The sequence below is a fragment of the Streptomyces sp. NBC_01003 genome (assembly GCF_045162695.1).
Taxonomy (GTDB): Bacteria; Actinomycetota; Actinomycetes; order Streptomycetales; family Streptomycetaceae; genus Streptomyces.
The window spans coordinates 9,504,149-9,524,130 of the sequence record NZ_CP108707.1; the positions used below are offsets into that span (position 1 = coordinate 9,504,149).

A 19,982-nucleotide genomic window follows, 5' to 3' on the forward strand; every position below is an offset into this window, starting at 1 on the left:
TGGGCGGTCATGAGTGAGGATGGGTGGTCATGAGTAAGCCAGCCGCGCGGATCCGACTCGCGGACGCCGCCTTCGCGCTCTTCGACGAGCGCGGATACGAGCAGACCACCGTCGACGAGATCGCCGAGCGGGCCGGAGTGGGCCGCACGACGTTCTTCCGGCACTACCGGTCGAAGGAAGACGTGATCTTCCCCGACCATGACCGGCTGCTCGCGCTGATCAAGGACAGGCTGGCCACCTCCAGCCACAGCACCGGCCTGATCGCCGTCTCCGACGCGGTCCGCCTGGTGCTGCTGCACTACATCGACGAGGGCGACCTCGCGCGGCGGCGGTACACGCTGACCAGCAAGGTGGCGGTCCTGCGGGACCGGGAGATCGCCAGTGTGGCCAGGTACCAGCGGCTGTTCCGCGAGTTCATCGCGGACTGGATGGGTGACCCCACCGAGTCGGCGTCACTGCGCGCCGAACTCATGGCGGCCTCCGTTGTCGCAGCCCACAACCACGTACTGCGCCGCTGGCTCCGGGGCGAGACCTCCGACCCGGTGGCGGAGATGGACGAGGCCATGCGCGAAGTGGTCGCCCTCTTCCCCGCGCCCTCCGGCACCGGCGAATCCGGCAACGGCGGCACCACCCTCGTGGCCTTCCGGACCGGACAGGACCTCGACGCGCTGCTCCCCTCGCTGAGGCGACTCGTCGAGGGCGGCGCGGCGCACTGAACGCGTGCGTTGCGTGGGGGATTTCCCCCAACTGGAACGTCTGGCCTGCCGGATGGTGACGTGGGTGGGTATCCGGTGAAGCTTGCGCCATGGACTCCGACGCCAACACCAAGGCCGACATCAGCGCCGACAGCAACACCGATATCGACGCCAACGTGACGAGCAGGCGCCGCGTACTGGCCGCCGCGTCCGCGCTCGCCCTCGGCTGGGCGGCAACGGGCGGACCCAGCGCGACGGCGACCGCGACGGCAGCGGCCGGCACGCCTCGAATGGCACGAATGAAGCTGCCCGCGCCGACCGGGCCGTACGGCGTGGGGGCCGTGGCGCTGCGGCTGGTGGACCGGGAACGCGCCGATCCATGGGTTCCCGGTCGCAGGCGTGAGCTGATGGTCGATGTGCGGTACCCGGCCCGCTCCGTCGCCGGGCACCCGCGCGTGCCGCAGATGACGAAGGGCGAGGCGGCCGGCTTCGACCGTGTGAACAACTTCGGTGACCTGCCGAAGGGCCGTATCGACTGGAGCGCGACACAGACCTTCGCCCACCTCGGCGCGCCGCCGGACCGGCGAGGCCCGCGGCCGGTGGTGCTGTACTCGCCGGGCGTGGGTGACCCGCGCACCCTGGGCACGACGCTGACGGACGAGCTGGCGTCGCACGGGTACGTAGTAGTGGCGATCGACCACACCTACGACGCGTCGGCGGTGGAGTTCCCCGGTGGGCGGGTCGAAACGACCCTGCTTCCGCAGGAGTTCGAGCGGGCGCTCAAGGAGGGGCCCGAGGCGGTGGTCGCCCTGATGAAGAAGACGAGCGCGGTCCGGGTGGCCGACACGCGGTTCGTACTGGACGAGGTGGAGCGGGCGTTCGCCACCGGCCGCCTGGAGCGCGCGCCCGTCGGCATGTTCGGACAGTCGGCGGGCGGCTTCGCGGCGCTGCAGACGATGCACGACGACGGGCGGATCTCGGCGGCGGCGAATCTGGACGGGGTGATCGCCTACGTATCGGACGATCATGACGAGGGAGAGCTGTCCTCGGTGGCCCGCGACGGGTTGGACGGGCCGTTCCTCCTGATGGGCATGGACGGCAACGACCGTACGAACGTGCCGTCCTGGCGCGCGCTGTGGGAGCACAGCGACGGCTGGCATCGGGACCTGGTGCTGCGCGGCGCGCAGCATGCGACGTACACCGATGCCACGTCGCTGATTCCGCAGATCGCCCGGCAGTTGGGGCTGCCGAAGGAGACGGTGACCGGGTTGGTGGGGACGGTGCCGGCTGCGCGGGCGATCGCCGCGCAGCGGGCGTATGCGACCGCGTTCTTCGACCGTTGGCTCCTCGGGCGCGCCGACGGCCACTTCCTGGACGGCCCCTCGTCCAGGTATCCAGAGGTGCGGTTCGTCTAGCCGCCCGGGGCCTCAGCTCCCGTCGACCACGTCGGCCGTGTAGCTCCCGGAGGAAGCGCGTGGCTTCCTCGACGGCGCGGTCGACGTACTTCGGGATGTCGTAGAAGTCCATGTGCGTGCCGCTCTGGACGACCACGAGCTTCTTCGGGCTGCGGACCCGGCCGGACAGGCGCCGTAGACATCCAACGCCATAAGCGCCACGTCCCCGTCAGAACGAAACGCGACTGAGACGAGTCGACGTACTGGGAGGATCAGTAGTCGGACCAGGCAGCGCGTCGTCGTGATGATGCGTACGACACGGAAACGGGGAGATCGTGATGTTCCGAAGCAGGTTGCTGTGTCTGACCGTGCTCGCGGGAGTGGGCCTGCTTGCCGGGTGTGGCGAGGAGAAGCCCCCGCCCAAGGTGAAGTTCGGGGCCGCCGAGCCCGCCGGAGACAAGCTCGGCCTGCAGCCGGAGCGGGGCGCCGCGGTCGCGCTCTCGCAGTGGCCCGACGCCTGCAAGCTGGTGACCGACGCGGAGCTCCGCGCGTTTCTGCCCCAGGCGAAGGGCGTCGAGCACAAACCCGTGAAGGTGACCATCCTCAACTTCGATCCCCTGGCTGATGCCGACCCCGGCACCACGGGCGATGTGCCGCGCGGAGGCTGCGAGTTCGAGTTCAACCTCCCTGGGAACGGCGGTGACGACGTCACGAACAGCAACTTCACCGTCACCGTGACCGCCCTCGCGGATGCCGCCCTCGTGAAGGACAAGTACCGCGAGGACAAAGGGGAGGACGGTTCGGAGAAGGGATTCAAGGACCTGGCCGGCTCATGGGGCGCCCAGGACTGCTACTCGGTCGACGGTGTGCTCGGGGCCGAAGTGACCTGCATGCAGGGGGCGTACGAATTCGAACTGCGGGGCTCCAGTTCCGCCGAGGGCCTCGTGCCGCAGCCCGGCTCGGATGCGAAGCCGTCCGAGAACCTCGCGGCCGCAGCAAAGCGGGAGCAGCTCTGGACGGACAAGGTCCTGTCCCAGGTCGCTCGCACCGTCGGCGCCCGCATGGCGTGATCCAATTCGTCATACGGCCTCACCACAAGAGAATTTGACGTACCGTCACATGACATAGGGTGAGCTGCCGTGACCAACGGCATCGACGACATACTGGCCCCCTCGACCCCGTCGATCCGCGCGAGACAGCCGGCTACCGGCTCCTCGCGCGGCTCGGTGAGGGCGGCATGGGCACCGTGTACGTCTCGCACACGCGGGGCGGTCAACCCGTCGCGTTCAAGGTGATCCGCCGCGAGTACGGTCAGGACCCGGACTTCCGGCGCCGCTTCGAGCAGGAAGTGCGGGCCGCCCGCCGGGTGCAGGGCTACCACCTCGTACCGGTCGTCGACCACGACACCGCGGGCACACGTCCCTGGATCGCCTCGGCATTCGTGCCCGGCCTCTCGCTCGCCGACGCGCTGGCCGCGTACGGGCCGCTGCCCCTGCCCGCCGTCTTCCAGTTGGTGGGTTGCACGGCCCGGGCCCTCGGCTCCATCCACGCGGCGGACGTCGTGCACCGCGACCTGAAGCCCGCCAACATCCTGCTCGGTTCGACCGGTCCTTACGTCATCGACTTCGGCATCGCACAGGCGGCCGACGCCACCCAACTCACCCGCAGCGGCGGCGTCATCGGCACGCCGCAGTACATGTCGCCCGAACACGCGCTGGGTGAACCGGTCACCGAGGCCACCGATCTGTTCTCGCTCGGCCTCATCGCGGCAGTCGCGGCGACCGGACGGCACCCGTACGGAGAGGGCGGCGCTACCGCGCTCGGTGTGCGCATCGCCAACACCGAGCGCATACCGCCGGACCTGAGCGGCTATCCGGCGCCGCTGCGGACGTTGTTGGAACGCTGCCTCACCGCCGAACCCGCGGCCCGCATCACGACGGACGAACTCGCCGAGCTGTGCGAGCGGGAGGCCGGTCGGTCACTGTGCACGTTCGACGGCTGGCTGCCGGCGCCGCTCATGGAGCGCATCGCACGCCGGGAGGCGGCTGCCGCGCGGCCCCCGGCGCCCACGCCGACACCTACGGCCACGCCCACCCAGCCGGACGGCGCCGCGCACCTGGCCGGCCAGCCCACCGTGTCCGCCCCGTCGCCCCCGTCGACGCCCCCGCCCGGCCCGGCTCATGCGCCGTGGTCGACGAACACGCCCTCGGCCTCACCCACGCCCGCCGAGCGCACCCGCACCCCGCTGCTTGCCGCCGCCGGTGTCGTCGTCGTGGCCCTTGCCGTGATCGTCGCGTGGGCGATCGCGAGGCCCGACGGCGGTACGGAGGGCGCAAGCGGCACCGGCGCGGACGGAAAGCACACCGGTACCCCAACCGCCACCTCGTCACCGTCGACCTCGTCCTCTCCCTCGCCGCAGGACGCGTACACGCTCGTCTTCAAGGACAAGCCCCTCACCCTCCGGGCACCGGCTTTCAACTCGGGCACACACGTGGACCTGGACGCGCCGAAGCTCTTCCCCGACGGCGAGATCGGCCAGGACGACGGCATGGAACTCACCTACCAGGACTGGGGCGACTCCGACCTGCGCTTCCTCACCCCCATGGGCAGGAGTACCGGTACCACGCCCGAGGCATGCAGCACGGGAGTGGACACCGATGCGCTCCCGGCCGCGATCCCCGGCGACGACCTGGACGCGTGGAAAACTCTGACCAAGGGCATGGTGTTGTGCACCGTCACCAGCGACGACAACCTGGCGATGCTACGCATCACCGACGTCGTGCCCGACACCAAGCAGGGCCTGTCCAGCGGCATGCCTGACTACGTCACCACGCTGACCCTCTGGAAGAGCAACAAGTAGCCTTCACCGCTGCGGCTCAACGAGAGTCCGAGGCCAGGCGTTCGAGGAGGTCGGGGAGCGCGGCGAAGGAGTCGATCACGTGGTCGGGTGTGCCGTCGGCCGAACGGTGGGTCTCCGGAAGGTACTTGCCTGTCTTGACGAGGACGCCGGTGATACCGCTGCGCTGGGCGGCGAGCACGTCGGACTCGATGTCGTCGCCCACCATGAGCGTCGCGGACGGATCGGCGCCCAGGTGGGCGAGCGCGGCGGCGAAGAACGCCTCGGACGGTTTGCCGGTGATCTTCGCCTCGACCCGGGAAGCCCGCTCGAGGCCGAGGAGGAAGGCGCCCGTGTCGAGGTCGAGCCCGTCGGCCGTGCGCCAGTAGAGGTTCCGGTGCATGGCTACGAGGTGTGCTCCGCGCTGCAGGTGGTGGAAGATGCGGTTGAGGGCCGTGTAGTCGAACTCGTCGCCCGCGCCCCCGACCACGACCACGTCCACGTCCGACTCTGGGACTGCGCGTTCTTCCGGCTCACCGACAAGCGTCACGCTCGTCAGATCGTCCTGGATGTCACCGGAGTTGAGGAGTAGACACCGCGCGCCCGGGTGGTGCTCCCGAAGGTAGGCCGCCGTGACGGCAGGAGCTGTGAGGATGTCGTTGGACGTGACGGGGAACCCCGCCTCCATGAGGCGTGCGCAGATCGAGGCACGTGTACGCGAGGTCGTGTTGGTGACCAGCGCGAGGGGGAGCCCCGCGGCGCGCAGCCGCTCCATGGCCTCGACGGCACCGGGGAGAGGCTCCCAGGACACCGTGAGCACGCCGTCGATGTCGATGAGGACTGCGCGGATCGCGCTGGTTCGCTCTCGCTCCATAGGGCGACGGTAGTCGCCGCCGAGCCGAATCCGCGGTGCAAGCCGTCCGAGTCGCGCGGTCCCTCCCGGTCAAAAGGGGGAAGGGAGGAACCCGCGCAGCCCGCGACCGGCGGAGGTCACTGTTCAGGGAACCGTATTCCGGTACTGGCGCGAGAGTCTGGCAGCCGGCGAACGCCTGGCTCCCTGGGTGGGACCACCGGTGTGACCGGGCCTCGACCCGTGCAGAATAATGTCCGCGTGAACCCTCTTCAGCGTCCCAATGCCCCTGCTCCACAACGTGTTTCGGTAGTCGTGGTGGGCGCCGGCCCCGCCGGGCTGACCGTCGGGAACATCCTGAGACGCGCCGGGGTCGACTGCGTGGTTCTCGAGACCGAGACGCGGGAGTTCATCGAGCAGCGGCCGCGCGCCGGGGTCATCGAGGAGTGGGCGGTTCGCGCCCTGGAGCAGCGGGGCCTCGGCGAGAACCTGCTGCAGAAGGCGCAGCGCCACACCGCGTGCGAGTTCCGGTTCGATGGCCGTCAACACCGCTTCTCCTACAGTGAATTGACTGGACGGCACCACTACGTCTACCCGCAGCCCTTGCTCGTCACGGATCTGGTGCGTGAGTACGCCGACGTACGGGGCGGCGACATCAGGTTCGGCGTCCGGGACGTGCAGGTGCACGACGTCGACACCGACCGGCCATCGGTGTCGTACACCTGCCTCCGGTCCGGTCAACGGCAAGTGCTTCATTGCGACTTCGTCGCAGGGTGTGACGGTGCGCGTGGCGTGACGCGGCGCTCACTGCCCGACGATGAGTTCCGGGTCGCGCGGTACGACTACGGAATAGGCTGGCTGTCCCTGCTGGCCGAGGCGCCGCCTTCCTCCGACTGCGTGCTCTTCGGGATCCATGAGGACGGATTCGCCGGGCAGATGCCTCGCAGTCCCGAGGTGACCCGTTACTACCTCCAGTGCCCGCCCGGCGACGACCCGGCGAACTGGTCCCACGAGCGCGTGTGGGCCGAGCTGCGCCGACGGCTCGCCGCTGAGGGAGCCCCGGAGCTGGTCGAGGGGCGGCTGATCGAGAAGCGGATGCTCGACATGCACGACTATGTCGTCGAGCCGATGGCGTCCGGGCGGCTGTTCCTGGCCGGCGACGCGGCCCACCTCGTGGCGCCGATCGCGGCGAAGGGCATGAACCTCGCCCTGCACGACGCCTTCCTTCTCGGCGACGCGCTGGTCGCGCACCTCACGCAGGACGCCAGTAGCGACAGCGCCGGGCGCGACAGCGGTCTGCAGGGCTACTCGGAGGCTTGCCTGCGTCGCGTATGGGACTACCAGGAGTTCTCGCAGTGGCTGTCCGACGTCTATCACGGGTCGGCTGCGGGGGAGCCGTTCCGGACGGGCACCACGCTCGCCCGGTTGCGACGCCTGTTCACCTCGCGGGCCGCGGCAGTCGCCTTCGCCGAGCAGTACCTCGGCACGGCCGAGCGCTACTGACCAGCACGCGGGCGGACGGCTGCGCCTGAGTACGCGTACTCAGCTGATCACGTCACTTGGCTCTGATGCGGCTGGGGCCTTGTTCCTCACCATAAGTCCCTCCATCCGAGTTGAGAGAGGTGCTTATGGGCGGCCACATCCTGCAGCTGCGTGTTGCCACTCCGGAGGATCTTCAGTGGATCTACGGACTGCGCCATCGGGTGTACGCACAGGAGCTGGGCCAGCATGCGCCGGATCCGGGCGGGCAGCTTCGCGACGGCCTGGACGGTGAGAACGTCTACCTGGTCGCGGCGAGAGGAGCGGCCCGAATCGGCTTTGTCAGTGTGACCCCGCCCTGGTTGGGGCGGTACGCGCTGGACAAGTACCTGACGCGCGACGAACTGCCGCTCCTGGGCCGGAGCGATGTGTTCGAGGTGCGCATCCTCACGGTTGAGCCACGCTGGCGGACCACCGCGGCGGCACTCCTGCTGATGTACGCGGCGCTGCGCTGGATCGCCGCCCGGGGTGGCCGACAGGTGGTGGCGATGGGGCGCACCGACCTGCTCGACATGTACGTGTCCGCCGGACTGAGTCCGGTCGGACACACCGTCCGCAGCGGTGCGCTGACGTTCGAGGTGCTGACCGCGAGCGTCAGCGATCTGACGAACTGCGCGATGGACCGCTATCGCACCACGCTGAAGCGTCTCGGCTCCGTAGTGGACTGGCAGCTCGACATGCCGTTCGCAACGCGGCCGGACGGCTGCGAACACGGCGGAGCCTCGTTCACCGCCATCGGGGCGGACTTCCGCACTCTGCACCGACGCCAACAGATCGTGGCAGCCGACGTGTTGGACGCCTGGTTCCCGCCCGCACCCGGCGTGCGGGCGGCGCTCGCGGAAGATCCGGCCTGGGCCGCCCGGACCTCGCCGCCGACCGGCGCCGAGGGCCTGCTGGCGGAGATCGCCACGGCGCGAGGGCTGCCGACGGAGTCGCTCGCGGTCGGCGCCGGTTCGTCCGACCTCATCTTCAGGGCGTTCGGCCAGTGGCTGACCCCTGAGAGCAGGGTGCTGCTGATGGACCCGGGCTACGGCGAGTACGCCCATGTCACCGAAAGGGTCATCGGATGCCGTGTGGACCGCTTCCCGTTGCGCCGCGAGGACAGCTGGCGGATCGACCCGGACCGGCTGTCCGCAGTCGTGAGGGCTGGTCACTACGACCTCGTGGTGGTGGTCAACCCGAACAACCCGACCGGACGCCACGCACCGGCCGCGGAGTTGCGCTCGCTGATCGCCGCCTCGCCGGCCCGAACACGCTGGTGGATCGACGAGGCATACCTGGGCTACGTCGACCTGACCGAGTCACTCGCCGGCCTCGCCGCGACGGACCCCCGGGTAGTGGTCTGCAGCTCACTGTCCAAGATGTATGCGCTGTCCGGCATGCGGGCCGCGTACCTGGTGGCCGAGCCGCTCACCGCGGCGCAGCTACGACGATGGACACCGCCATGGCCGCTCAGCCTCCCGGCACAGCTGGCCGCAGTGGCAGCCCTGCGCGCCCCGGAGTACTACAGCGACTGCTGGCTTCGCACCCGGTCGTTGCGCAGCCGACTCGCCCGTGATCTGGCCGGACTTGACGAGGCCCTGGTCGTGGAGGAATCGGTGGCGAACTTCCTCACCGTGACTCTGCCGTCCGGCGGACCGAGTGCCGCACAGCTGGTGAACGAGTGCCACCGCCACGACGTGTATCTGCGCGATCTGTCGCCGTTGTCGCCGCAGTACGAGGGGCGCACCGTGCGCATCGCGGTCAAGGGCGCCGACGAGAATGCGCGCATTGTGACGGCATGTAAGGCTGCCCTGAACGTCCTCGGCGGCCGACGGGAGTTGACCCGTGCGGCGGGCGGCCGAGCGCCGCGAATCTGAGGCAGGGCCGTAGGTCCGCGCCGCTCTTCGGCGGCCCGTGCGCAATCCCTTGACCCCCTACCGACTGGACGGTATGTGTAGGGCGCTGTTACGGCACTCAGGAGCTGATCGGGCTCTGCAAGGAACGTACGGCCGCCTACACATACCCCCGTGAGATCCGGGTGCTCCAGGAGCTGCCCAAGGGACCCACCGGGACGATCCTCAAGAAGGAGCTGCGCTGATGGCCATGGTGGAGACCGTCCGGGGGCCGGTGGATACGGGCGCGCTGGAGCGCACCTACATGCACGAGCACATCTTCGTACTGACCCCGGACGTGCAGCAGAACTACCCGGGGGAGTGGGGCGACGAGGACGCCCGGATCGCGGACGCGGTGGACAAGCTCGGCGCGCTCAGCGCTCAGGGCGTCCGCACCATCGTCGACCCGACGGTGATCGGCCTGGGTCGCTACATTCCACGGATCCAGCGCGTCGCCGAGCAGCTTCCCGACCTCAACATCGTTGTGGCGACGGGCTGTTATACGTACGAAGAGGTGCCGTTCTTCTTCCATCACCGCGGTCCCGCGTTGAACGAGGCCGCGGGAACGGACGTGCCGGACCCGATGGTGGACATGTTCGTCGGCGACATCGAGGACGGCATCGCCGGCACCGGCGTCAAGGCCGGCCTGCTCAAGTGCGCCATCGACCAGCAGGGCCTCACGCCGGGTGTGGAGCGGGTGATGCGTGCGGTGGCCAAGGCACATCTGCGCACCGGCACCCCTGTCACCGTGCACACCCACCCAGGGGCGCGCACAGGTTCGGAGGTCAAGCGCGTGCTGTGCGACGAGGAGGGCGTGGACCCGAGCCGGGTCGTGCTCGGGCACAGCGGCGACACCACCGACGTGGACCACCTCAGCGAACTGGCCGAAGCCGGGTTCGTGCTCGGGATGGACCGGTTCGGGATCAACCTCGAGACCACCTTCGAGTCCCGGGCCGAGACGGTGGTGGAGATGTGCCGACGGGGGTACGCCGACCGGATGGTGCTCTCGCAGGACGCTTCCTGCTACATCGACTGGATCGACCCCGCCGTAATGCCGCTGCTCCCGCAGTGGCATTACCTCCACATCGCGGACGAGGTGCTGCCCTACCTCGAACGGCGCGGGGTCGCCGAGGAGCAGATCGACACCATGCTCGTCGACGTCCCCCGCCGCTACTTCGAGGCCGGTGCGAAGGGCTAGGGCCTGTCAGCCCATCGTCTTCGCCCCGTCGAGGGACTCGCGGATGATGTCGGCGTGGCCGCAGTGCTGAGCGGTCTCGGCGACGATGTGCATCAGCACCCGGCGGGCCGACCACTGCGCATTCGCCTCGAACCACGGGGCCTTCGGCAGCGGCCACGTGACATCCAGGTCGGGGAGATCGGCGATCACCTCGTCGGTCCGGCGGCCCTCCTCGGCGTAGGCGGCCAGCACACCCTCCAACGTCTCGCCGGGCAGCAGCCGGAACCCGTCGGCGCGGCGGGCCCAGTCGGCCTCGGTCATGGCCGTGAAGTCAGGCATCGTGGACGGGCCGTTCAGGATGAAGCCCACCCAGCTCCGCTCGACCTCGGTGACGTGCTTGATGAGACCGCCCACGCACAGCGCGCTCGCGGTGGTCTGCTTCCCGGCCTGCTCGTCGGTGAGGTCACGGGCGGTGAAGCGCAGGAAGTTCCGCTGCTTGTCCAGCGCCTCCAGCCACTCGGCATGCTCGCCGGTGACGGCCGGGGCCTCTGCCTGGTCCTGGGTGTCCAGCTCGTTGACAGCCATGGTTACGCCTCCACGTGTTTCTGCTCCGTCGGACAACAACCACGCTATGACCCATGTAGGTCAGACACTGTCCTAGACGGCCCGCGCGCGGTGATGGATCGACCGCCCCGAGGACGCGTGAGCCCCGGGCAGCCGCAGTGCGACCGGCCCGGGGCCTGCGCCTTGAGAGATACAGGCCGTGGAACTGCCCCTGCATTCCTCAGCGACGCACAAGTCGGGGATCAGGCGTCGGGCGTCACGCGTCAGGCGAGTTCGACCAGGAGGTCGCCGCCCTCCACCTGCTGGATCGCGTTGATGGCGAGCCGGGACACCGTGCCACCCTTCGGGGCGGTGATGGAGGCCTCCATCTTCATCGCCTCGATCGTGGCCACCGTTGCACCGGCCTCCACCGTGTCGCCCTCGGCCACCGCCAGCGTGACCACACCCGCGAACGGCGCCGCGACATGGTTCGAGTTGGACTTGTCCGCCTTCTCGGTCACCGGGACATCGGACGCCACGGAGTGGTCCCGTACCTGGATCGGCCGCAGTTGACCGTTCAGGGTGGCCATCACGGTGCGTACACCGCGCTCGTCCGCCTCGCCGATGGCCTCCAGCTCGATGAGCAGCCGGACACCGGGTTCCAGGTCCACGGAGTACTCGCGCCCGGGGCTGATGCCGTAGAAGAAGTCCTTGCTGGCCAGCACGCTGGTGTCGCCGAACGCCTGCCGGTGGCTCTCGAAGTCCTTGGTCGGCCCGGGGAACAGCAGCTGGTTCAGCGTCGACCGCCGGTCCTTCGCGAGACCGGCGCGCTCCTCGGCGGACAGTTCACGCATCGGCTCGGGTCCGGCGCGGCCCTGCAGCGCCTTGGTGCGGAACGGCTCCGGCCACCCGCCGGGCGGCATGCCCAGCTCGCCGTGCAGGAATCCGATGACCGAGGCCGGGAGGTCGAACGAGTCCGGCTCGGCCTCGAAGTCCTCCGGCGACACCCCGGCCCCCACCAGGTGCAGGGCGAGGTCGCCGACGACCTTGGACGAGGGCGTGACCTTCACCAGGTGGCCGAGGATCCGGTCGGCGGCGGCGTACATCGCCTCGATGTCCTCGAAGCGGTCGCCGAGCCCGAGCGCGATGGCCTGCGTCCGGAGATTGGAGAGCTGGCCGCCCGGGATCTCGTGGCGGTAGACGCGACCGGTCGGCGAGGACAGGCCCGCCTCGAACGGCGCGTAGATCTTGCGCACGCTCTCCCAGTACGGCTCCAGATCGCACACGGCCTGCAGATCGAGGCCGGTCGGCCGTTCCGAGTGGTTGGTGGCGGCGACGATCGCCGAAAGGGACGGCTGCGAGGTGGTGCCCGCCATCGAGGCCACCGCCCCGTCCACCGCGTCGGCGCCGGCCTGGATCGCCGCGAGATAGGTGGCCAGCTGACCGCCCGCGGTGTCGTGCGTGTGGATGTGTACGGGCAGATCGAACTCCCTGCGCAGCGCGGAGACCAGCTTCGCCGCCGCGGGCGCGCGCAGCAGCCCAGCCATGTCCTTGACCGCGAGCACATGGGCGCCCGCGTCCACGATCTGCTCCGCGAGACGCAGGTAGTAGTCGAGCGTGTAGAGCTTCTCCGACGGGTCGGACAGATCGGAGGTGTAGCACAGGGCGACCTCCGCGACCGCCGAGCCGGTCTCACGCACCGCGTCGATCGCGGGCCGCATCTGACCCACGTCGTTCAGGGCGTCGAAGATACGGAAGATGTCGATACCGGTCGCGGCGGCCTCTTCCACGAAGGCGTGGGTCACCTCCGTGGGGTACGGCGTGTAGCCGACCGTGTTACGGCCGCGCAGCAGCATCTGCAGGCAGATGTTGGGCACGGCCGCGCGCAGTTCGGCGAGCCGGTCCCACGGGTCCTCGGCGAGGAAGCGCAGCGCGACGTCGTAGGTCGCGCCGCCCCAGCACTCCAGCGAAAGGAGTTGGGGCACCGTCCGCGCCACGGCCGGCGCCGCGGCGAGGAGGTCCTTGGTACGGACACGGGTGGCGAGCAGCGACTGATGCGCGTCGCGGAACGTGGTGTCGGTGACGCCGATGGTGGGGGAGGCGCGCAGCCACCGGGCGAAGCCCTCGGGGCCGAGCTCGGTCAGCTTCTGCTTGGAGCCCGCGGGTGGTTCGCCTTCGGGCAGCCGCGGCAGCTTGGTGGTGGCGTCGATCAGCGGGGGCCGCTCGCCGTGCGGCTTGTTGACCGTGACGTCGGCGAGGTAGGTGAGCAGCTTCGAGCCGCGGTCGGCCGAGTGACGTGCCGTCAGCAGATGCGGCCGCTTCTCGATGAACGAAGTGGTGACGCGTCCGGCGGCGAAGTCGGGATCGTCGAGAACGGCCTGGAGGAAGGGAATGTTCGTCGACACGCCGCGGATACGGAACTCGGCCACGGCACGCCGGGCCCGGCCGACCGCGGTCTCGAAGTCCCGTCCCCGGCAGGTCAGTTTGACCAGCATCGAGTCGAAGTGGGCGCTGATCTCCGTACCGGCATGGGTGGTGCCGCCGTCCAGCCGGATGCCGGAGCCGCCCGGGGAACGGTAGGCGCTGATCTTGCCGGTGTCGGGGCGGAAGCCGTTGGCCGGGTCCTCGGTGGTGATCCGGCACTGCAGCGCGGCGCCGTGGAGGCGGACGGTGTCCTGGGACAGGCCGAGGTCGTCCAGCGTCTCGCCGGCGGCGATCCGCAGCTGCGCCTGGACGAGGTCCACATCGGTGACTTCCTCGGTCACCGTGTGCTCGACCTGGATCCGCGGATTCATCTCGATGAAGACGTGCTGTCCGGCGGGGTCGAGGAGGAATTCCACGGTGCCCGCGTTGCGGTAGCCGATCTGCCGGGCGAACTTCACGGCGTCGGCGCAGATCCGCTCACGCACCTCGGGATCGAGATTCGGCGCGGGCGCCAGCTCGATCACCTTCTGATGGCGGCGCTGCAAGGAGCAGTCGCGCTCGAAGAGATGGATGACGCGGCCCTCGCCGTCAGCGAGGATCTGCACCTCGATGTGCCGGGGCTCGACCACGGCCTTCTCCAGGAAGACGGTCGGGTCGCCGAACGCCGACTCGGCCTCACGGGCCGCAGCCTCGATCGACTCGCGCAGCGTCGCCGCGTCCTCCACGCGCCGCATGCCGCGCCCGCCGCCACCGGCCACGGCCTTCACGAAGAGCGGGAAACCGAGATCGTCGGCCGCCCGGACCAGCTCGTCGACGTCGGTCGAGGGCTGCGAGGAACCAAGGACCGGGACGCCGGCCGCGCGGGCCGCGGCCACGGCGCGCGCCTTGTTCCCCGTCAGTTCGAGCGTCTCGGCGCTCGGCCCGACGAACGTGATGCCGGAACGCTCGCACGCCAGCGCCAGCTCGGGGTTCTCGGACAGGAAGCCGTACCCGGGATAGATGGCGTCGGCGCCCGCCTTGCGCGCCGCGCGGATGATCTCCTCGACGGAGAGATAGGCCCGTACGGGGTGCCCGGCCTCGCCGATCTCGTAGGCTTCGTCCGCCTTCATCCGGTGCAGTGAGTTGCGATCCTCGTGAGGGAAGACCGCGACGGTTCGAGCCCCTAGCTCAAAGCCGGCGCGGAACGCCCGGATCGCGATCTCTCCGCGGTTGGCGACGAGCACCTTACGGAACATGCGCATGTCCTTCCGTCGCCCGGAATGGGCGAACTGTCGGGTTGCGGGGCGTCACGCTCCCGGATCATGCCACCTCTGCAGTCAAGACATCCAGGTGCACTACGTCACATGCCGCAGCGCCGGGTGACGATGCCCCGACCGGTTTGCCCACCCGGTTGCTGACGTAGTGCCCGGACATGTCGCCGCCCCGAGTCACGCACCGGACCGGGCAGCTCCGGACGCCGGCATGAGAGCCCCAACTCGCCATATTCGGCACGATGCTGATGGACCTGTGGAATCTCCGTCACGCCGCACCTCCGGGGTGCGGGCACTCGCCGTCCGCCGCAACATGAACGGTCAGCGAGCGATTCACATAAAGGCATCACGAAGAGCGCACGCAATGAGCACACTGATGTGAGGTGTTCGACGGTGAAATGGATCCCGCGCTCGCACATTTAGGCAAGTTGCCGATTACCTGGCCATATTTGGGATATTCCGATGGCGGTGTAACGCGACGGCGGTTGAGTGACGCAGAGTTGTACGGGCCCGCGCGACGCTTTGTATGTGTGGTGCGGCAGGCGATTGCCTGAGGGAACCAGAGGTGATGTCCGCTCCTGCCTTGGCCTGCAAAGTGACGCGTCAGATTGGATTCCCGTGAGCAATACCGACCCGATGGCCGGACACCACCCCTACGACCAGTACCAGCAGCCCCCGCAGCCCCCGCAGCGACCTGAGCGGCGCGAGGGCGGTGCTCGACGGGCGGGGCTGGTCATCCACACCATCGCTGACATTGCCGCGGTGTTCCTGGGCCTGTGGATTCTGCTCTACCTGCTCGAAGCGAACCAGGACAACGTCTTCGTCGAGTTCGTGCACGGAACGGCCGACTGGCTGGCCTGGTGGTCACAGGATGTTTTCACCATGGACACAGAAGGCCTTCGCGTTCTCCTCAATTACGGTCTGCCGGCGGTGATTTACCTGCTGGTCGGGCACGGGATCGCCGCGCGGCTCAACCGCGTGTGACCGCGATCAATCTCGCATTACCGGCCGGCTCCGAGTGAACTGTCGGCCCCGCCCGTTCGGCACCGAGCCTTTCGGGAGCCGAACGGACCATGAGTACGACAGATACCGAGAAGGACCAGCCCTGTGAATCTCAGCTCAACCGGAAACGACCATCTGCCGGTCTACGAGAGCCTGGTACGCGAACGCGGTGACGTCGTGGCGGAGGCCCGCCTGGTGGCCCAGGAGGCGCAGTACCAGGCGGCCTACGCGCTCAACGGTCATGGTGGGGTCCGGCCGACGCCCGATCCGGCCGGACACCCCGCCGGGCCGAATGAAAGGCCCTAGGCCGTGAGGGTGTCGGCGCGCTCCTGAGTCAGCTCACGAATTCCCGGTCACCGTAGTGCACTTGGGCCGTCTGCCAGTCGACACCCAGCTTGGCCGTGAACTCCCGGGCCAGCGGCAGGTCGGCGAGCGGGGCGATGAGGATGAGCCTGCCGTCGACGGTGACCGAGCCGCCGCCGAGTTTGTCGCGGGCCACCGGGTCCGCGACCAGCTCGTCATGCAGCCGGCTCGCGCTGACGCCGGCCGCCTCGATCTCGAGTGCGTCGGTCTCCGGCGAGGTGGGCGGCAGACAGCGGAAGGTGAGCACGGACTCCTGGTGGTACGTCTTGGCGATGACGCCGGCGATGTGGTGGAGCCCGTCGCGGCCGACCCTGTTGATGTCGAACTCGCGTGAGCGCTCATAGGTGGCCCGCTTGAGGTCGCCGGACCAGAAGACTCCCTCCAGGAGCTTCGAGGCGACGGGCGTGGCCCCGTTGGCGCGGATGATCCCGCGTACTTCGTGGTCGAAGCGTGTGAGACGGGTGTGGAGCCTGGGGTCGTCCGGGTCCGTGACGACCGCGGTGTTGTTGGTGGCGAAGAGTTCCGCCGTTGGGCAGTCAGCGGCGGCGGAGCTCGCGGCCGGCGAGCTTCCGGCGCCCGTAAGCCCCAGTACCAGGGCGGCGACGGTTGCGGCCATGAGACGCAGCTGCCGCCGCGCGATGGTGATCTTCATGGGTTGGTCAACGACGTGGCCAGGGCTTTGTTGCGGCAGTTACGCGATCACGCGGTGTCGCAGACTCTACGGGCCAGGGTGTGCGTGCTCAGGTGTCGTACGACGTAGCCGCCGGACGAGATAGACACCCGCGGTCGACACCAGCACCGCCATGACCGCGATGAACACCAGCCCAGCACCTTCCAGGCCGATCGGGCCCGTCAGGATTCCGACACCGATGACCGGTACGGAGATGCCCGCGTACGCCACCACGAACAGCGTGGAGATCACTGACGCGCGATGGTCCGGGGGAGACGCCTCGGCCACGGCGCCCAGCGCCGCTCGAAACGCCAGTCCCTGCCCCGTGCCGCCGACGAGCGCGCTCAGCATGACCAGGACCAGCAGGTCCCACCGCAGCGCGCCGGCGAGCAGGGCGAGTCCGGCGAGGAGCCCGGCGCAGCCCAGCGGCAGGGATTGCTCCATCCCGACCCGGGTGACCGCGAGTTGGCCCGCGGTCGAGGCGAAGAAGGCGAGTGCGACGACCAGGCCGCTCACGGCGTGGTTGTCCACGTGGAGGGACTCGGCGAGGAACGCCGGACTGACCGAGGTGAACACGCCGAACAACGCGAACCCCACGAACGCCGCGATCGCGGCGGGTCCGAACACCGGCCGCACCTGAGGGGGCAGGCTCGGCCGCTGAGGCCGTACGGTGCTCAGCGGCCGCCGCTCGGCCACGGTCTCCGGCAGCCACAGCAGGACGGCGGCCGAGGCGGCCACCAGCGCGAGGTGTACGGCGAAGGGCAGGTACAGCGGCCAGTCGGCGTACTGGGCGAGCAGACCGGCGAGCAGCGGACCGCACCCAAGCCCGCCCATGTTGGCGGCGGTCGCCACGAACGTGGCGCGGGAGCCACCGCCGTGCGGCGCCAACTCGATGACGTACACGGTGGCGGCCCCGGTGAACAGCCCGGCGGCAAACCCGGAGAGCAGCCGCCCCGCATACAGCCAGCCCAGCCCGGTGGCACTCAGGAAGCAGACGGCGCTGGCCGCCGCGAACCCCAGCCCCCACAACAGCACCGGCCGCCTGCCCAAAGCGTCCGATGCGTTGCCCGCCAGCAACAGCACACCGATGACCCCGAAGGCATACACGGCATAAACGACGGTCACCGTCAGCTCGGAGAACCCGAACTTGTCCTGGTAGAGCCCATAGAGCGGGGTCGGCAGGGTGGTGCCGGCCATACACACGGCGAATACCGCGCCGGCGAGGGAACACTTACGCCATGCTCGGCGATCACCGTCCATGGCATCGACAGTAGTTCCGCCTGTCCGCCCGGCACGGGTACGGCGTGGCCGACGCGCCGCTGGGCGGAACCCTGCAGCAGTGGTTCGACGACCGTGGGGGTGCGGGCGTCGGTGGCGCTGCCGAGGTAGACCCGGGCAGCGGACCAGGGTTCGATGCGTTCCCAGTGAACTTCCTGCGGGCACCGGCGATGTCGATCACCAGCCTGTCCACGAGGCGCAAAGAAATGTGCACGGTGATGTCGAGAACCCGCGGTCGGCTCCGTCCCTGAGGTGAAAGCGACCACAATGGGTCGCACCAGCACCGAGGAGAACACGATGGCCAAGTACCTGCTGCTGAAGCACTACCGGGGCGCTCCGGCTTCGGTCAACGACGTCCCCATGGCGCAGTGGACCCCCGAGGAGATCTCGGCGCACGTGCAGTACATGCAGGACTTCAAGGACCGGCTCGAGAAGACCGGCGAGTTCGTCGACAGCCAGGCGCTCGCTCCCGAAGGGACGTGGGTCCGGTACGACGGTGAGGGCCGCCCGCCGGTCACCGACGGCCCGTTCGCCGAGACCAAGGACCTCATCGCGGGCTGGATGGTGATCGACGTCGACAGCTACGAGCGCGCCGTCGAGCTGGCCGGGGAGCTGTCGGCAGAACCCGGGGCGGGCGGCAAGCCGATCCACGAGTGGCTCGAGCTGCGCCCGTTCCTGGGCTCGCAGCCCACCATCACGGAGTGACCTCGTCCATGAACGAGGCCCTGATCCGGAGCCTCACGCCGAGCGTGCTCGCCGTCCTCGTCCGCCGCGGAGCCGACTTCGCGGCGGCCGAGGATGCCGTGCAGGATGCGCTGGTCGAGGCGGTCCGCGTCTGGCCGGCCGACCCTCCGCGGGATGCGAAGGGCTGGCTGGTCACCGTGGCCTGGCGCAAGTTCCTCGACGCCACCCGGTCGAACGCCGCCCGGCGGCGGCGTGAGGACCTCGTCGACGACGAACCGGCACCCGGACCCGCATCCGCGGCGGACGACACGCTCCAGCTCTACTTCCTGTGCGCCCACCCGTCGCTGACGCCGTCCTCCGCGGTCGCGCTCACCCTGCGCGCCGTCGGCGGGCTCACCACCCGCCAGATCGCCCAGGCCTACCTGGTGCCCGAGGCGACCATGGCGCAGCGCATCAGCCGGGCCAAGCGCACCGTCGCCGGCGTGCGGTTCGACCAGCACGGCGACGTCGCCACCGTGCTGCGCGTCCTCTACCTGGTCTTCAATGAGGGCTACTCCGGCGACATGGACCTCGCCGCCGAGGCCATCCGCCTCACCCGGCAGCTCGCGGCCGCGATCGACCACCCCGAGGTGAGAGGGCTGCTGGCCCTCATGCTCCTCCACCACGCCCGCCGCGCCGCCCGCACCGCGCCCGACGGCAGTCTGGTGCCGCTCGCCGAGCAGGACCGCGGCCGGTGGGACACCGAGTCGATCGCCGAGGGTGTCGAGATCCTCCAGGCGGCCCTTGCCCGCGACCGCCTGGGCGAGTTCCAGGCCCAGGCAGCAATCGCGGCACTCCATGCCGACGCGCCCGCCGCCGCGGAGACCGACTGGGTGCAGATCGTGGAGTGGTACGACGAGCTCACGCGCCTGACCGACAGCCCAGTCGTCCGGCTCAACCGCGCAGTGGCCGTCGGCGAGGCCGACGGACCACGCGCCGGCCTGGCGGCGCTCGCGGAGCTGACCGACTCGCTGCCCCGCCACACCGCGGTGGCGGCGTATCTCCACGAGCGTGCCGGCGACCTGGCGACGGCGGCACAGCTGTACGCGGAGGCGGCCGACAAGGCACCCAACCTCGCCGAGCGCGACCATCTGACGCGCCAGGCGGCCAGGCTCAACACGTCTCGGCTGAACCGGCTGGAGGAGAACACGTAGCGGTTGGGAGCGAGTTGGGCACCTCGGGGCTGCCGTGCACCTCGCGGCCGTCCGGCGATCCCGGCTCACGGGAGGCCGGTGCGGAACGGCCTGGTCCCTACGGGCTGTCGCGGGCTCGTACCGCCACCTCAGCTCCCTGGCCGCCGCCCTCACCCGCACGGTCCGCTCTCGCATGCGCCCGGCGCCCGTAGCGCCGATGGTCGGATGAGC

At 69.6% G+C, this 19,982-nt stretch carries 16 protein-coding genes; 11 read left to right on the plus strand and 5 right to left on the minus strand.

Features of this window, described 5'->3' with window-relative positions; translation table 11 throughout:
• Positions 1-29: 29 nt before the first annotated feature.
• From OG698_RS43710 to OG698_RS43725, 4 genes are all read left to right on the plus strand, one after another.
• On the plus strand, positions 30-716 hold the full coding sequence (locus OG698_RS43710; RefSeq protein WP_399979091.1) for a TetR/AcrR family transcriptional regulator: 687 nt from the start codon (positions 30-32) through the stop codon (positions 714-716).
• An 89-nt stretch (positions 717-805) separates the two neighbouring features.
• The gene (locus OG698_RS43715; protein ID WP_406109701.1) at positions 806-2,110 is read left to right on the plus strand and encodes an alpha/beta hydrolase family protein; all 1,305 of its coding nucleotides are present in this window, start codon (positions 806-808) and stop codon (positions 2,108-2,110) included.
• 317 nt (positions 2,111-2,427) lie between these two features.
• Complete coding sequence (locus OG698_RS43720) at positions 2,428-3,159, plus strand: hypothetical protein (RefSeq protein WP_406109702.1); 732 nt, start codon at positions 2,428-2,430, stop codon at positions 3,157-3,159.
• A 59-nt stretch (positions 3,160-3,218) separates the two neighbouring features.
• Entirely contained in the window at positions 3,219-4,949 is a 1,731-nt protein-coding gene (locus tag OG698_RS43725) for a serine/threonine-protein kinase (protein WP_406109703.1), read from the plus strand.
• Positions 4,950-4,965: 16 nt separating this feature from the next.
• Here OG698_RS43725 and OG698_RS43730 read toward each other — a convergent pair whose 3' ends face one another.
• Complete coding sequence (locus OG698_RS43730) at positions 4,966-5,799, minus strand: HAD-IIA family hydrolase (RefSeq protein WP_406109704.1); 834 nt, start codon at positions 5,797-5,799, stop codon at positions 4,966-4,968.
• 237 nt (positions 5,800-6,036) lie between these two features.
• On the opposite strand from OG698_RS43730, the gene OG698_RS43735 reads away from it, so the two are divergent.
• From OG698_RS43735 to OG698_RS43745, 3 genes are all read left to right on the plus strand, one after another.
• Positions 6,037-7,278, plus strand: coding sequence for a 4-hydroxybenzoate 3-monooxygenase (locus OG698_RS43735; protein ID WP_406109705.1), 1,242 nt, complete (start codon positions 6,037-6,039; stop codon positions 7,276-7,278).
• A 125-nt stretch (positions 7,279-7,403) separates the two neighbouring features.
• A complete protein-coding gene (locus OG698_RS43740; RefSeq protein WP_406109706.1) occupies positions 7,404-9,173 on the plus strand; it encodes an aminotransferase class I/II-fold pyridoxal phosphate-dependent enzyme in 1,770 nt (589 codons plus the stop codon).
• 220 nt (positions 9,174-9,393) lie between these two features.
• Positions 9,394-10,386 carry a phosphotriesterase gene (locus OG698_RS43745; protein WP_406109707.1) on the plus strand — a complete coding sequence of 331 codons (993 nt, stop codon included), beginning with the start codon at positions 9,394-9,396 and terminating at the stop codon, positions 10,384-10,386.
• A 6-nt stretch (positions 10,387-10,392) separates the two neighbouring features.
• Here OG698_RS43745 and OG698_RS43750 read toward each other — a convergent pair whose 3' ends face one another.
• Both OG698_RS43750 and OG698_RS43755 read right to left on the minus strand, forming a co-directional pair.
• On the minus strand, positions 10,393-10,950 hold the full coding sequence (locus tag OG698_RS43750) for a DinB family protein (protein ID WP_406109708.1): 558 nt from the start codon (positions 10,948-10,950) through the stop codon (positions 10,393-10,395).
• Positions 10,951-11,192: 242 nt separating this feature from the next.
• Complete coding sequence (locus tag OG698_RS43755) at positions 11,193-14,567, minus strand: pyruvate carboxylase (RefSeq protein WP_406109709.1); 3,375 nt, start codon at positions 14,565-14,567, stop codon at positions 11,193-11,195.
• 633 nt (positions 14,568-15,200) lie between these two features.
• Here OG698_RS43755 and OG698_RS43760 point away from each other — a divergent pair.
• Both OG698_RS43760 and OG698_RS43765 read left to right on the plus strand, forming a co-directional pair.
• The gene (locus OG698_RS43760; RefSeq protein ID WP_329579070.1) at positions 15,201-15,566 is read left to right on the plus strand and encodes a hypothetical protein; all 366 of its coding nucleotides are present in this window, start codon (positions 15,201-15,203) and stop codon (positions 15,564-15,566) included.
• A 123-nt stretch (positions 15,567-15,689) separates the two neighbouring features.
• The gene (locus OG698_RS43765) at positions 15,690-15,890 is read left to right on the plus strand and encodes a hypothetical protein (protein ID WP_406109710.1); all 201 of its coding nucleotides are present in this window, start codon (positions 15,690-15,692) and stop codon (positions 15,888-15,890) included.
• A 28-nt stretch (positions 15,891-15,918) separates the two neighbouring features.
• Here OG698_RS43765 and OG698_RS43770 read toward each other — a convergent pair whose 3' ends face one another.
• Complete coding sequence (locus OG698_RS43770) at positions 15,919-16,599, minus strand: hypothetical protein (RefSeq protein WP_406109711.1); 681 nt, start codon at positions 16,597-16,599, stop codon at positions 15,919-15,921.
• Between the two features lie 66 nt (positions 16,600-16,665).
• Positions 16,666-17,877, minus strand: a complete 1,212-nt coding sequence (locus OG698_RS43775; protein ID WP_406109712.1) for an MFS transporter — start codon at positions 17,875-17,877, stop codon at positions 16,666-16,668.
• Between the two features lie 315 nt (positions 17,878-18,192).
• Here OG698_RS43775 and OG698_RS43780 point away from each other — a divergent pair, with 315 nt between their 5' ends.
• Together OG698_RS43780 and OG698_RS43785 are read left to right on the plus strand one after the other, a co-directional pair.
• Positions 18,193-18,600 (plus strand): YciI family protein, encoded by a 408-nt coding sequence (locus tag OG698_RS43780; protein WP_383094088.1) that lies wholly within the window; start codon positions 18,193-18,195, stop codon positions 18,598-18,600.
• A gap of 8 nt (positions 18,601-18,608) precedes the next feature.
• A complete protein-coding gene (locus OG698_RS43785; protein ID WP_406109713.1) occupies positions 18,609-19,772 on the plus strand; it encodes an RNA polymerase sigma factor in 1,164 nt (387 codons plus the stop codon).
• Positions 19,773-19,982 lie beyond the last annotated feature (210 nt).